General features: G+C 64.9%; 11 protein-coding genes. 5 read left to right on the top strand and 6 right to left on the bottom strand.

All coding sequences use genetic code 11. The annotated features are described in order from the left end of the window. On the top strand, positions 1 to 191 hold a 191-nt coding region (locus WBF82_RS12465; protein ID WP_424383333.1), incomplete at its 5' end, for an acyl-CoA dehydrogenase family protein. 40 nt (positions 192 to 231) lie between these two features. Then, positions 232 to 399: a hypothetical protein gene (locus WBF82_RS12470; protein WP_424383334.1), complete on the top strand. Its 168-nt coding sequence runs from the start codon at positions 232 to 234 to the stop codon at positions 397 to 399. On the opposite strand, the gene WBF82_RS12475 is transcribed toward WBF82_RS12470, so the two are convergent. The 6 genes from WBF82_RS12475 to WBF82_RS12500 form a co-directional block, all read right to left on the bottom strand. After that, on the bottom strand, positions 400 to 1,263 hold the full coding sequence (locus tag WBF82_RS12475; RefSeq protein WP_424383341.1) for an enoyl-CoA hydratase/isomerase family protein: 864 nt from the start codon (positions 1,261 to 1,263) through the stop codon (positions 400 to 402). A 23-nt stretch (positions 1,264 to 1,286) separates the two neighbouring features. After that, a complete protein-coding gene (fadD4, locus tag WBF82_RS12480; protein ID WP_424383335.1) occupies positions 1,287 to 2,816 on the bottom strand; it encodes a fatty-acid--CoA ligase FadD4 in 1,530 nt (509 codons plus the stop codon). Between the two features lie 51 nt (positions 2,817 to 2,867). Further along, complete coding sequence (locus tag WBF82_RS12485) at positions 2,868 to 4,151, bottom strand: sodium:proton exchanger (protein WP_424383336.1); 1,284 nt, start codon at positions 4,149 to 4,151, stop codon at positions 2,868 to 2,870. 237 nt (positions 4,152 to 4,388) lie between these two features. After that, a complete protein-coding gene (locus WBF82_RS12490; protein WP_424383337.1) occupies positions 4,389 to 6,218 on the bottom strand; it encodes a phosphoenolpyruvate carboxykinase (GTP) in 1,830 nt (609 codons plus the stop codon). 155 nt (positions 6,219 to 6,373) lie between these two features. Then, positions 6,374 to 7,867 carry a hypothetical protein gene (locus WBF82_RS12495; protein WP_424383342.1) on the bottom strand — a complete coding sequence of 498 codons (1,494 nt, stop codon included), beginning with the start codon at positions 7,865 to 7,867 and terminating at the stop codon, positions 6,374 to 6,376. Positions 7,868 to 7,908: 41 nt separating this feature from the next. After that, entirely contained in the window at positions 7,909 to 8,895 is a 987-nt protein-coding gene (locus WBF82_RS12500; RefSeq protein ID WP_424383338.1) for a hypothetical protein, read from the bottom strand. Between the two features lie 177 nt (positions 8,896 to 9,072). On the opposite strand from WBF82_RS12500, the gene trmB reads away from it, so the two are divergent. From trmB to WBF82_RS12515, 3 genes are all read left to right on the top strand, one after another. Further along, entirely contained in the window at positions 9,073 to 9,891 is an 819-nt protein-coding gene (trmB, locus tag WBF82_RS12505; protein WP_424383339.1) for a tRNA (guanosine(46)-N7)-methyltransferase TrmB, read from the top strand. Positions 9,892 to 9,920: 29 nt separating this feature from the next. Further along, on the top strand, positions 9,921 to 10,583 hold the full coding sequence (locus WBF82_RS12510) for an NYN domain-containing protein (RefSeq protein ID WP_424383343.1): 663 nt from the start codon (positions 9,921 to 9,923) through the stop codon (positions 10,581 to 10,583). A 48-nt stretch (positions 10,584 to 10,631) separates the two neighbouring features. Further along, positions 10,632 to 12,952: MMPL family transporter (locus tag WBF82_RS12515; RefSeq protein ID WP_424383340.1), on the top strand; the 2,321-nt coding region annotated here is incomplete at its 3' end.

Below are 12,952 nucleotides of genomic sequence, written 5' to 3' on the forward strand. Positions count from 1 at the left end.
TGTTCGCCTCCGAAGTCGCGATGGAAATCGCGCTCAACGCAGTACGCATCCACGGCGGCTACGGCTACTCCACCGAATACGACGTCGAGCGCTACTTCCGCGACGCCCCGCTGATGATCGTCGGCGAAGGCACCAACGAAATCCAACGCAACGTCATCGCCGCACAACTGGTAGCCCGCGGCGGTCTGTAGGCGCCGGCCGAGTGTCGGTGGCTGGCGATAACCTCCGCACATGAGGTCAACGGAAGCAAAGAAGATTTACGCGGCGTTCGACAGGTTGGATGTCGCGCTCGACCGCATAGCAGCGATACCGCCGGATGAGCTGACGTTTGAGGAGAAACTCACGCTGTGGGCTCAGCTGGAAAGGCTACGCCTGAAGTTGGCAAAACCCGCTTCGTGATTAGCCCACCTCGTCGATCAGACCCCACGCCAGTGCGACCACCGGATCGATCGTTAAGCCACTCAGCACCAAATACGCTGTGCGCCAACGGCCTATCCGCCGTGTCACGCTGACGGTGCCGCCCGCTCCGGGGATCAGGCCAAGGCTCAGCTCGGGAAGACCGAATACCGCGTCGGGCCGGGAGACCACATGCCCGCAAAACGCCGCCATCTCCAATCCGCTGCCAAGCACCTGCCCGTGCACCTCGGCGCGGCAGGCCGGTCCGAGTCGGGTAGCCAGCGCGTCGAGCGCCAGGGCGGGGCTGTGGCGGGTGCGTGCCAGATGCGCGCTCGCCGGATCGCTGAACGTGCCGAATTCGGCGAGGTCTCCGCCACTGCAGAACGACGGCCCGTTGCCGGTCAACACAACCTCGTCGACCGACGGGTCCAGTTGCGCCACGGCCAACGCCTCCAGCAGCGCGGCGCGCGCATCCGTGGAAAACGCATTGTGGCGTTGCGGCCGGTTGAACGCGATCCGCAGGGTATTGCCGTCGCGGTCGGCCTGCACCGCGTCGGCGATGTCGGGCATGCGGGCCGGGCCGCGCTCGGCCAGCCACCGGGCGAACTCCGGACCGCCCTGCAATGTGGAGTAGGCCAGCGACTCGGTCACCACGCCGGCCAGGGTCGGGCCGCCGGTATCCACCGACCGCAGCACGTCGTCGCAAACGGCGGCTGCCATCGGCCACCTGTTCACCCGAGCGGTCAGGTCGGCAATCGCCGAATCGACTGACGGGACGGTGATCGCCCGACGGTCGTCACAGGGATCCTCGGTCAGCGTGAAAGTTGCTTGCTCACTGATATTTTCGGCGTCGAGACCGACGATGATTCCCGCTGAAAGCTCGACGAATGTCACACCGAATACTTCTTGATCAGTTCGTTTTTATACAGCTTGCCGGTGTCGGTGCGCGGCAGCTGTGCTTCGAACGAGATCGACCGCGGACATTTGTAGTGCGCCAAGCGGTCTCGCAGCCAGGCCATCAGGTCGTCGGCGAAGTTGTCGGTGGCGTCCGCCGGGTCGACGGTCTGCACCGCGGCCTTCACGCTTTGGCCCATCTCGTCGTCCGGAATCCCAAACACGGCCGCGTCAAGGACTTTCGGATGGGTGACGAGCAGGTTCTCGGCTTCTTGCGGATAGATGTTCACGCCGCCGGAGATGATCATGTGATGTCGGCGGTCGGTCAGGTAGAGGTAGCCGTCTTCGTCGACGTAGCCGACATCGCCGACGGTCGCCCAGCCGTGGTTGTCGCGGGAGGCTGCCGTCTTTTCCGCGTCGTTGAGGTATTCGAAGGAAAAGCCGCCCTCGAAATAGATTTCGCCGGCTTGGCCCGGTGGCAACTCGTTGCCGTCCTCGTCGAGAATGTGGATCTGGCACATCATCGGCTTACCCACCGAGCCGGGGTGAGCAAGCCATTCCTCAGCGCTGATCAACGTGGACCCGATCGCCTCCGAGGACGCGTAGTACTCGTCGACAATCGGCCCCCACCAGTCGATCATCTGTTTCTTGATCTCCACCGGGCACGGCGCTGCCGCGTGCATCACCCGTTGCAGGCTGGACAGATCATACGAATCACGCACTGCCGAAGGCAGTTTCAGCATCCGGGTGAACATGGCCGGCACGAATTGACCGTGGGTGACTTGATGTCGTTGGATCGCATCAAGGCAGCCCTCCGGGTCAAACTTTTCCATGACAACGGTCGTGATGCCCCCGGCCTGCACGGTCATCGACCACACCGACGGCGCAGTGTGGTACAGCGGCGCCGGGCTTAGATATACCGCATCGGGATGCATCCAGAACCCCACCAGTGCCGACATCATGCCCGGCGCCTCGCCGGGTGCGACGTGCGGCAGTTCGCGCTTGATCCCCTTGGGCCGGCCGGTGGTTCCCGACGAGTACTGCAGCAGATCGCCTTCGCGTTCATCGTCGATCGGCGTATCCGGTTGATCGGCAACGCATTCCGGGTAGCGCCGCCAACCCGGAAGATCGTCGTCAGCGATCATCAGCAGATCGGGTAGGCCACCCGGGAGGTGCTCGGCGAGGTTTTCGCACGTCTTGCGCAGCGCGGCGGATCCGATGATCGCCTTGGCGGCGCTGTTGTCGACGATGTAGGCGGCCTCCGGCGCGGTCAGGTGGGTGTTGGTCGGCACGTAGTACAGGCCACTGCGCCGGGCCGCCCACATGACGGCATGGATGTGCTCGTTGTTCTCCATGAGGATCGCGACGGCGTCGCCCTCGACCAAACCGGCGCGGCGAAAGTGGTGCGCCAGCCGGTTGGCGCGGGCTTCGAGCTCGTCGAAGCTGACGGCGGTGCCGGACGGATGGAGGACGATGGCGGGTTTGTTGGCGCCCCCGTGGCCGGAAGTATGCTCGCGGATTTGCATGCGCAGACTGTACCGCCGCCAAACTTGACAGGTGTCAAGGGTTGGGTTCCTCTAACGCACGTGCACCGGTTCGACATGCTGATGCGGGTGTCCGCCGTGTAGCTTGGCGCGACCGGCGAACGGCGCCAACAGCGTTGGTGCCAGCTGGCGGCGATTAACTATTAGCGCCGCGACAGCGATCACCGCATAGGCAGCGCTGAGCAGGACCCGACCCTCGGTCGAGGTGATCGGGAATTGCACGATGAACAAGCTGAGCAGCGCCCAGGCGGCCCAGCGGCGGAACCGCAGGCCAAGGATCAGCGCCACACCCATCAGCGTCTGCACGGCGGTAAGAACCATCTCTTCGATTTGGCGGCCATCCAGCTGGATCGACGAGCCCCCGCCTCCCAGCACGAACGCCAGCGGCAGCGACCCGACCAGTAGGGTCCATTGGTTGACCTTCGACGAGATCAACGTCGCGATCGCGATCTCGCCCTTGCCTCTGGCGGCGAAGATGGTGGCGATGATGAATTCCGGTGCCTCCGAGGACAGCGGCGCCAGCCACTGCACCAGCAGGAAGCGATCGATGCCCAACTGCGCGCCGGCATCGATCAGGCTCTCGGCGAACGGTTTTGCGCACGTCACAATTACCGAGGCGGCAAGGATGAACAATGTGCACACCACGATGCGACGAGCCCGGTCCGGAAGTGCTCCCAGCGCAGCGGCAGTGCCGACCAACTCGGGTTCCTCGACCTCGCCGCGGCTCAGCCTGTACAGGTAAAAGCCGAACCAGGCCAACAACACGATTCCGAGCGCGATGTGGATGCGGCCGGTCACGGGTACGACGAAGGCGACCACGCCGGCGATCATCAGAAAACCGATCTCGACGCGATTGCTGACATCAAGATCCAGTGCGCCAACTTTGCGGCCGGTTGACCGGCGTGCGACCAGCACGCTGATCAAAACCACGACCGGCCAACCGATACCCATCAGCAGCCGATTAGAGCCGGTCATGTTCGCCGCGGCGTACTGGGTGTATTCGGGCACATGGCCTGCGGTGTAGGCGTAATACAAGTCGACCGCATACTCGGGTAGTACGGCGATGACACCCAGCACCGCGACCGCCAGACCACCCGACACGTCGATCTGGGCGGCTTCGGCAGCCCACGCCAGCACGAAACTCGCCGCCACGACGGCCGCGCCATAGATGACGAGGCCCAGGATCGGAGTTGGGTGGATGCCGGCGAATCGGACCACAAGCGCCGGGCAGATGATGACCGCGACGATCGTCAATGGGCGAAACAACGGCCGCGACGGCGCAGCTGCGGTAACCGCACCGGTGGCCGTATTCGTCATCTGCACATGCCCTGATCGTCGAAGCGTGGGAGGGCGCTGTCACCCCCTGGGTCGAAAGATACCGTCCGAGCGATGATCCAGCAACATAGCTAAGCTACCAATAAGTCGGCCGTCGTGGCTTAACTTTGCTGGTCAGGGCTCCCATAACCAGAAGTTTGACTGTCCGATACCTATGATGTGGCTACCCTTCCGCAAAGCAAAACCCCGGGTTAGGGACCCGGGGTTTTGCTTTAGTGACTAGTCGGCTTCGGCCAGTCGCTGCTTGAGCGCCTCGAACTCGTCCTTGACGCCGGTCGGAAGCTTCTCGCCGACGAACTCGAACCACTCCTCGATCAGCGGCAGTTCCTCGCGCCATTCGCTCGCGTTGACGACAAGCGCCTTATTCACGTCGGCGGGATCGACATCCAGCCCGTCCAAGTCAAGGTCGTCGGCGGTCGGAACGACCCCGATCGGGGTTTCCTGTCCGCCGGCTGTGTGCTCGATACGGTCGACGATCCACTTCAGCACCCGGCTGTTCTCGCCGAAGCCCGGCCACAGGAATTTGCCGCCCTCGCCCCGGCGGAACCAGTTGACGAAGAACACCTTCGGCAGCTTGGACTCGTCGGAGTTCTTACCGAGGTCAAGCCAGTGCTGGAAGTAGTCACCGACGTGGTAGCCCAGGAACGGCAGCATGGCCATCGGGTCGCGGCGAATGGCACCGACCTTGCCCTCGGCGGCGGCGGTCTGCTCGCTGCCCATGGTGGCGCCCATGAACACCCCGTGCCGCCAGTCGCGGGCCTCGGTCACCAGCGGCACCGTGGTCTTGCGGCGGGCGCCGAACAAGATGCCGGAGATCGGCACGCCTTGCGGGTCGTCCCACTCCGGAGCCAGGGTGGGGCACTGCGACATCGGTGTGCAGTACCGCGAATTCGGGTGCGCGGCTTTGGTTTCCGTCTCGCGGATAACCCAGTCCTGACCCTTCCAGTCGATCAGGTGATCGGGCTCGCCCTCAAGACCTTCCCACCACACGTCGTTGTCGTCAGTCAAGGCGACGTTGGTGAAGACCGTGTTGCCTTTGGCGATGGTGCGCATCGCGTTCGGGTTGGACTTCCAGTTGGTGCCCGGCGCAACGCCGAAGAAACCGAATTCGGGATTGACCGCGTAGAGCCGACCGTCCTTGCCGAACCGCATCCACGCGATGTCGTCGCCGAGGGTCTCGGCCCGCCAGCCAGGAATTGTCGGCTGCAGCATCGCCAGGTTCGTTTTGCCGCACGCCGATGGGAATGCCGCCGCGAAGTAGTAGGCCTTGTTCTCGGGGGAGATCAGCTTGAGGATCAGCATGTGCTCGGCCAGCCAGCCCTCGTCGTGGGCCATGGCCGACGCGATCCGCAGCGAATAGCACTTCTTGCCCAATAGCGCGTTGCCGCCGTAACCCGAACCGTAACTCCAGATTTCGCGGGTTTCCGGGAAGTGGGTGATGTATTTGGTGTCGTTGCAGGGCCAGGGAACGTCCTTTTGTCCCTCCTCCAACGGAGCGCCGACGGAGTGCAATGCCTTGACGAAGAAGCCGTCGTCGCCGAGCTTGTCCAGCGCGGCCTTGCCCATGCGTGTCATCGTGCGCATCGACACGACGACGTACTCCGAGTCGGTGATCTCCACGCCCAGCTTGGGGTCGTCGGCGCCCAGCGGACCCATGCAGAACGGCACCACCCACATGGTGCGACCCCGCATGCAGCCGCGGTACAACGGCGTCATGGTCGAGCGCATCTCGCTCGGATCCATCCAGTTGTTGGTTGGGCCGGCGTCGATCTCGCGCTCGGAACAGATGAAGGTCCGCGATTCCACCCGGGCGACATCGGAGGGATCAGACAACGCCAGGTAGGAATTCGGCTGCTTCTCCGGGTTCAGCGGCTTGAAGGTGCCCGCGGCCACCAGTTGCTCGCAAAGCTGCCGCCACTCCTCCTCGGAACCGTCAGCGAAGACCACCCGGTCGGGCTGGGTGAGCTCGGCGACCTCCTCCACCCAGGACAGCAAGCCCCGGTGGTTCGTCGGCGCGGTATCCAGACCGGGAACGGTCGCTGAAGTCATCGAAATCTCCTGCACTCTCCTGCGTAGGCGGCTGCTCTATTGTCCAGAGCGGGCTAATTCACGCGCAAAACTTTGTGGTGAACCTATACCCAGGTTATCGCGGGGAGTACCACCAGGGCAGGTCGGGCGTGTATTGGATCACTCACAGGAACGATTCAGAACACGTTATCCGCAGTATTTTGCGGGCGGGGTTTCGTCAATTCGTCGTTGCTGCGCTCAGCCGTCGCGGCGTCGTCCTCGGACTGCGGCTCGGCTGGTTCGCCGAGCTCGGCTCGCACCGCCGCAAGGGCGTCCTGCAGCGCGGGCATCTCCCGGCCTCGCAGCGCCGCAGCTCGGGCTCCGGCGACGGTGTGTTCGCGCAGCTCGGTGTCGAGGACGGCGACCTGCTCGGTGACGCGCGCGCTCTCGACCTCGTCTTGCTCGCCCAGGGCTGCGGTCAGCGACGACTCGGCTGCCAGCACCCGGGTCGCGACCAGCTGCTCGAGCGCGGACTTCAGCTGCGCGGTCGCCTCGCCGGCCCAGCGATCGAGCAACGCGCGATCGCGCAGCAGGCCACGGGTTCCGACCACCCAGACGGTAAGCGCAAGCCCGATGGCCGCGCATGCGACGGCTCCGGCGACGGTCAGGCCGGGAGTCAGGTCGGCCAGCAACCGGCTGAGCGTCAATGCCACGCCCAACCCGAAACCGGCGCCCAACAGCATCATCAGCCGGGTCTCCAGCCGCCGCGACCTCAGCTGTGGCGCGGGTATCTCGATCGTCGGCAGCGCCGCGGACGCGGGCGGGTCGACCGTCAGGCCCAGGGTTTGCGTGACGTCGGCCAAATGTGTGGTGATGCCCTCGTCCATCTCAACAACGACCTCGTCGATGCGGCTGCGGGCGTTGGCCTCGAACTCCGACAGCTGGCGCCGGCTCAAACTCCCCGCGTCTTCCTGCAACTCGGTGCGCACCGAGGCACAGCGATTGCGGGCGAAGTAGGACAGCTGAACTCGGGCCTGCTGGGTCTGGCTGCGCAGTGCGATCGCGCGCTCGGATTTCGACAGCCGCCGCTGTCGCAGGATGTCGCTGCGCTGCTCCCGTAATGCCTCGACCCGTGCTCGCCGGCCCGCGCCGTCTGCATCACGGTCGTACCGGCCGGCGACGGTCTGCAATCGAGATTCCCACGCCCGCAACCTGTTTCGCCGCACAAGAGCTTCGTCGCCGAGTTGCTTGCGGACCGCGGCGACCAGGTCGTCGAGGCGGGGTTTACCTCCCTCGGGCTGGGCAGCCGCGCCTACCCAGGGCACGTCGCGGTAGCGCGCCGCGTGCGCGGCCAGCACGTCACGGTTGGTGGCCAGCACATCACGCCAGGTGCGGTGCACGTCGATCTTCGACACCACGCCGATCACCGCGTCGGTATCGGCGGTTGCGGCGTCGAGCAGCAGGCAGTCTGATTCGGTCAACGGGGTAGCCGCCGAAACGACGAACACCACCGCCGTCGGGGCCTCGCCGGCCGCCAGGTCCGTCGACTCGATGAACGTGCGTTTGGGCAGATGTTTGGTCAGCGCCGCGACCACGCTGCTCACCCCGGCCAGCCAGGGGCCGGTCACCAGGACCACGTCGCGGCGCACGGTGATCGGCGGACTCAGCCGCGGCCCGATCGCCGCAACCATTGCATCTACTTCTGCGTCCGCTGCTGCCTGATCGGTCACCCTCAACTCCCGACCTTTGACCATAGCCGTAGCGAACCCCTGACGATGTCGGCGCCACAGGCGCGGTGCAAGCCCGCCACCGGCCCGCGGCTGTACCGTTGCCAGCCCACAGCGCGGCGCAGATACGCGGCGGCGCTGTCGCAACGATCGACGGTCATGCCGGCCGCCTCGACGACGTCCACGGCCATTGCCATCCGGGCCAGCACAGTGTCGTCGCGAGCTAAGAACTCGCCGATTCGCTGGTCGGCGACGGCCAACGTCTGCAATTCGGCCATAGCGTCGAGCAGTCGCCGGTAGCGCACCTGCGCGCCGAACGACTCGATCTTGTCGACGACGTCGTCAATGCAGCTCAGCCGGCGCAACACCGCGCGAGTTTGATCGCGGGTTGCGCCGCGCCGGATCGCGCCCAGGGCCTGCTGGACGCCGAACACGTCGAGGGTGTCGAGCATGCGACGGTGCAGCTCTTCCGCCACTGGCGGTACGTCGGATGGGCTGGCCAGCGTCTGCAGCCCAGCCCAGATTGTGTCGTCCACCAAATCATCGACCGCGAGCAACCCGACCACCGGCTCGATCGGCACACCGGTACGCGCAGAAAGCTGCTTGCAGCGGGTTCTCGCCGCAACGGTCGGGCCGCCGGGGTGGCAGCCCGGCTGCCTGGTAGCGATCAGGTCTGCCTTGTTCAGCACCGTCAAGACCGGCCGACCGGCCCCGCTGATCGCCGCACGATCCTCGGGTTTAACCACTTCGGCGATGACGTAGACGTCCACGTCGGCCTCCGGTGATGTCGTCACGGCGATCGTTCCCCGCGAGTTCCCGACGCAGGCCAAAGCCCGCGCCACCGTGTTGCGGCCCGCGCCGCGCCGGCCGGACACCACCACCCGAAGCGGTGCGGCGAGCCGGTTGGCGATCGCGGCGCAGCGCGCGTCAGCGGCGTCGGAGGCAAATCGCTCCAGCTCATCGACGAAAATCTGGTACCCGTGTGCGGTCATGCGTTCGCCTGGTAAGTCCATCCCCTGTCGGTCGTACTCTGGCACCGCCCATTGTCGCCGGGGCGTATCTGCCGCTGAATGGTGGCATCTGCTCCGCCGGGACGCGAGCCACTCGCTACCAGTTGAAGGCAACTGTTGGGTATCAATCTCGGCCGCGAGAGGCAACATGGTCGATTAATGGGTAACGATGAACGGATGCGTGCGCAGCCCCCGGTGGAAGCGGCCGTCCCGCCGACACCGTCTGACACCCTGCCCGCAGCACGCACTGCCGCCGGGTATCGGCGGAACACCAGCTTTCGATCGCGACGTTCTGCGCTATCGGCCGGCCAGCAACGGACCTGGGAGCGGCTGTGGCCGGAACTCGGGGTCGGGGCCTCCTCGGGGGACAGCCCCGACGCGCCCGACGAGCCGCTGAACACCGCCGCCTGGTTCGGCCGCAATGCACCGCTCGTACTCGAAATCGGTTGTGGCACAGGGACTTCTACCCTAGCTATGGCGCAATCGGAGCCGGACGTCGATGTCATCGCTGCCGAGGTGTACCGGCGTGGACTGGCACAGCTGCTCTCGGCGATCGAACGGGAAAACGTCACCAATATCCGGCTGATTCGCGGGGATGCCGTTGACGTGCTGGAATCTCTGATCGCGCCAGGCTCGCTGAGCGGGGTCCGGGTGTTCTTTCCCGATCCGTGGCCCAAGGCCCGACACCACAAACGCCGGCTGCTCCAGACTCCGACGGTCGCGCTGATCGCGGACCGGCTGCGGGCCGGGGGTGTGCTGCACGCCGCCACCGACCATCCCGGTTACGCCGAGCAGATCGCCGAGGTGGGCGACGCCGAACCGCTGCTGACCCGGGTGGATCCGGCAGGGCCAGAGGCGGCCGGACTACCTATCTCTGTCGTCCGCCCGACCACCAAATATGAGGGCAAGGCGCAGCACGCCGGCAGCGCTGTCACTGAATTGGTGTGGCAGCGCAGCTCCGAAAGAAGTCGCCCATGAGTTTGACCGACCAAACAACCGCAGAACCGATGGCGCTGTCCGGCGGCGCCGAACCCGACGCCGAACCAGCCGTTCGGCGGGTGCTTTTGGTATGGGATGCGCCGAACTTGGACATGGGCCTGGGATCGATCTTGGGCCGCAGGCCTACGGCGCTGGAACGCCCACGTTTCGACGCTCTTGGCCGCTGGTTGCTGGCCCGCACCGCCGAGGTCGCAGCCAACCGCCAAGATGTCTCAGCCGAGCCCGAGGCCACCGTATTCACCAACATCGCGCCGGGCAGCGCCGAAGTGGTCCGGCCGTGGGTGGATGCGCTGCGTAACGTGGGGTTTGCTGTTTTCGCCAAGCCGAAACTCGACGAAGACAGTGATGTGGACAGCGACATGCTGGATCACATCGCCCAGCGCAGCGCCGGCGGCCTGGCGGCGCTGGTAGTCGCGTCGGCCGACGGCCAGGCCTTCCGCCTGCCGCTTGAGGAAATCTCGCGCGACGGGGTACCCGTGCAGGTGCTCGGATTTCGCGAACATGCTAGTTGGGCGCTAGCGTCGGATACCTTGGAGTTTGTTGACCTGGAGGACATCGCGGGTGTGTTCCGGGAGCCGCTGCCGCGGATCGGACTCGATTCGCTGCCTGAGAAGGGGGCGTGGCTACAACCGTTCCGGCCGCTGTCTTCATTGCTGACCTCGCGTGTCTGACACTGGAAAACCAATGCCCGAGTCGCCACAGATGATTAAGGAGTAGACGTGTTCGCCTGGTGGGGTCGAACTGTGTACCGCTACCGGTTCGTCGTGATCGGCGTCATGGTGGCGCTATGCCTCGGCGCAGGCATCTTCGGCGTCAGCCTCGGCAAGCACGTCACGCAAAGTGGTTTCTTCGACGACAGCAGTCAGTCGGTCAAGGCCTCGGTACTCGGCGACGACACCTACGGCCGAGACCGGACCAGCCACATCGTCGCAACCTTCACCGCTCCGCAGGGCAAGACGGTCGACGACCCGGCCTGGTCGAAACAGATCAAGGACCAGCTCGACAAATTCAAAAAGGACCACCCTGACCAGGTGTTGGGATGGGTCGGTTACCTGGCGGCACCGAATTCCACCGACCCCGTTGTCAAAGGCATGGCGACCGAGGACAAGAAGCACACCTTCGTCTCGATCCCGCTCAAGGGCGACAGCGACGACTCCATCTTGAACAACTACAAGGCCATCGCACCCGATCTGCAGAAGCTCGACGGCGGCAAGGTCGAGGTTGCCGGCCTCGAACCGGTGGCCAACGGCTTGACCGGGACGATCGAAACCGACCAACGACGAATGGAAGTTCTGGCGCTGCCACTGGTGGCGGTGGTGTTGTTCCTGGTCTTCGGCGGGGTGATCGCCGCCTGCCTGCCGGTGATGGTCGGCGGCCTGGCGATCGCCGGCGCGCTGGGCATCATGCGACTCATCGCGATGTTCAGCCCGGTGAACTTCTTCGCCCAGCCAGTGGTGACCATGATCGGCCTCGGTATCGCCGTCGACTACGGGCTGTTCGTGGTCAGCCGGTTCCGGGAGGAGATCGCCGAGGGCTACGACAGCGAGGTCGCGGTTCGCCGCACGATGATGACGGCTGGGCGCACGGTGACGTTCTCGGCGGTGCTGATCGCCGTGTCCGGGGCCAGCATGCTGGTGTTCCCGCAGGGCTTCTTGAAGTCGTTGACCTACGCCGTGATCGCGGCGGTGATGTTGTCGGCGATCTTGTCGATCACCATCCTGCCGGCTGTGCTGGGCATCCTCGGCCACCGCGTCGACGCGTGGGGCGTCCGGACCCTGTTACGGGTGCCGTTCTTGGCGAATTGGAAGCCGTCGCGGGTTTATCTGAACTGGCTCGCCGACCTGCTGCAGAAGACCAAGACCCGGGAAGAGGTCGAGCAGGAATTCTGGGGCAAGCTCGTCAACCGAGTGATGAAGCGCCCGTTGCTGTTCGCCATCCCGATCGTGGTGGCGATGATCCTGTTGATCATTCCGCTGGGCCGTCTCGCGCTCGGCGGCTTCAGCGAGAAATACCTGCCACCCAGCAACCCGGTGCGCCAGTCGCAGGAGCATTTCGACACGCTTTTCCCCAGTTACCGCACCCAGCAGATCACCGTCGTGATCGAAAGCGATAACCACAGCAAGGTCACCGACCAGCAAGTCGCCACCATCCGCAACGACCTCGACTCTGTCACCGGGTTCACCGACAAGACGTGGAAGGAACGACCCTGCCCGACGATCGCGGGCAACCCCTGTGTGGCCGGACCGAACGCCACCTCGCGCCCCAAGGACGACTCGGTTCGGGTGATCCAGAACGGGTTGGTCAACGCGAGCGAGTCGGCCAAGAAGATCAACGAATTGCGGGCCGTCACCGCGCCCAAGGGTCTGACCGTTCTGGTCGGCGGCACCCCCGCTCTCGAACAGGACGCCATCCACGGCATTTTCAGCAAGCTGCCCCTGATGTTGGTCATCCTGCTGACCACCACCACTCTGTTGATGTTCCTGGCGTTCGGATCACTGGTACTGCCGATCAAAGCGACGGTGATGAGCGCGTTGACGCTCGGATCGACGATGGGCATTCTGACGTGGATATTCGTCGACGGGCACTTCGCGTCGTGGCTCAATTTCACGCCGACGCCGCTGACCGCGCCGGTGATCGGTCTGATCATCGCGGTGGTCTTCGGTTTGTCGACGGACTATGAAGTGTTCCTGGTGTCCCGGATGGTCGAGGCAAGGGCGCGCGGCATGTCCACCGCCGAAGCCATTCGAATCGGCACCGCGGCCACCGGCCGCATCATCACCGCCGCGGCGACCGTCCTTGCCGTCGTCGCCGGTTCGTTCATCTTCTCCGACCTGGTGATGATGAAGTACCTGGCGTTCGGGTTGATGGCGGCGTTGCTGTTGGACGCCACGGTCATCCGGATGTTCCTGGTGCCGTCGGTGATGAAGCTGCTCGGCGACGACTGCTGGTGGGCGCCGATGTGGATGAAGCGCCTGCAGAACCGCATCGGGCTCGGGGAAATCCATCTGCCCGACGAGCGCAAGCGGTCGGCGGTCAACAG

The sequence above is a fragment of the Mycobacterium sp. genome (assembly GCF_049673265.1).
Taxonomy (GTDB): domain Bacteria; phylum Actinomycetota; class Actinomycetes; order Mycobacteriales; family Mycobacteriaceae; genus Mycobacterium.

Coding starts and splice junctions, on each gene's coding strand:
- WBF82_RS12490 (WP_424383337.1), bottom strand. CDS start 6,218: ATGACTTCAGCGACCGTTCCCGGTCTGGATACCGCGCCGACGAACCAC.
- fadD4 (WP_424383335.1), bottom strand. CDS start 2,816: ATGCAAATCCGCGAGCATACTTCCGGCCACGGGGGCGCCAACAAACCC.
- WBF82_RS12470 (WP_424383334.1), top strand. CDS start 232: ATGAGGTCAACGGAAGCAAAGAAGATTTACGCGGCGTTCGACAGGTTG.
- WBF82_RS12485 (WP_424383336.1), bottom strand. CDS start 4,151: ATGACGAATACGGCCACCGGTGCGGTTACCGCAGCTGCGCCGTCGCGG.
- WBF82_RS12510 (WP_424383343.1), top strand. CDS start 9,921: ATGGCGCTGTCCGGCGGCGCCGAACCCGACGCCGAACCAGCCGTTCGG.
- WBF82_RS12495 (WP_424383342.1), bottom strand. CDS start 7,867: ATGGTTGCGGCGATCGGGCCGCGGCTGAGTCCGCCGATCACCGTGCGC.
- WBF82_RS12500 (WP_424383338.1), bottom strand. CDS start 8,895: ATGACCGCACACGGGTACCAGATTTTCGTCGATGAGCTGGAGCGATTT.
- trmB (WP_424383339.1), top strand. CDS start 9,073: ATGGGTAACGATGAACGGATGCGTGCGCAGCCCCCGGTGGAAGCGGCC.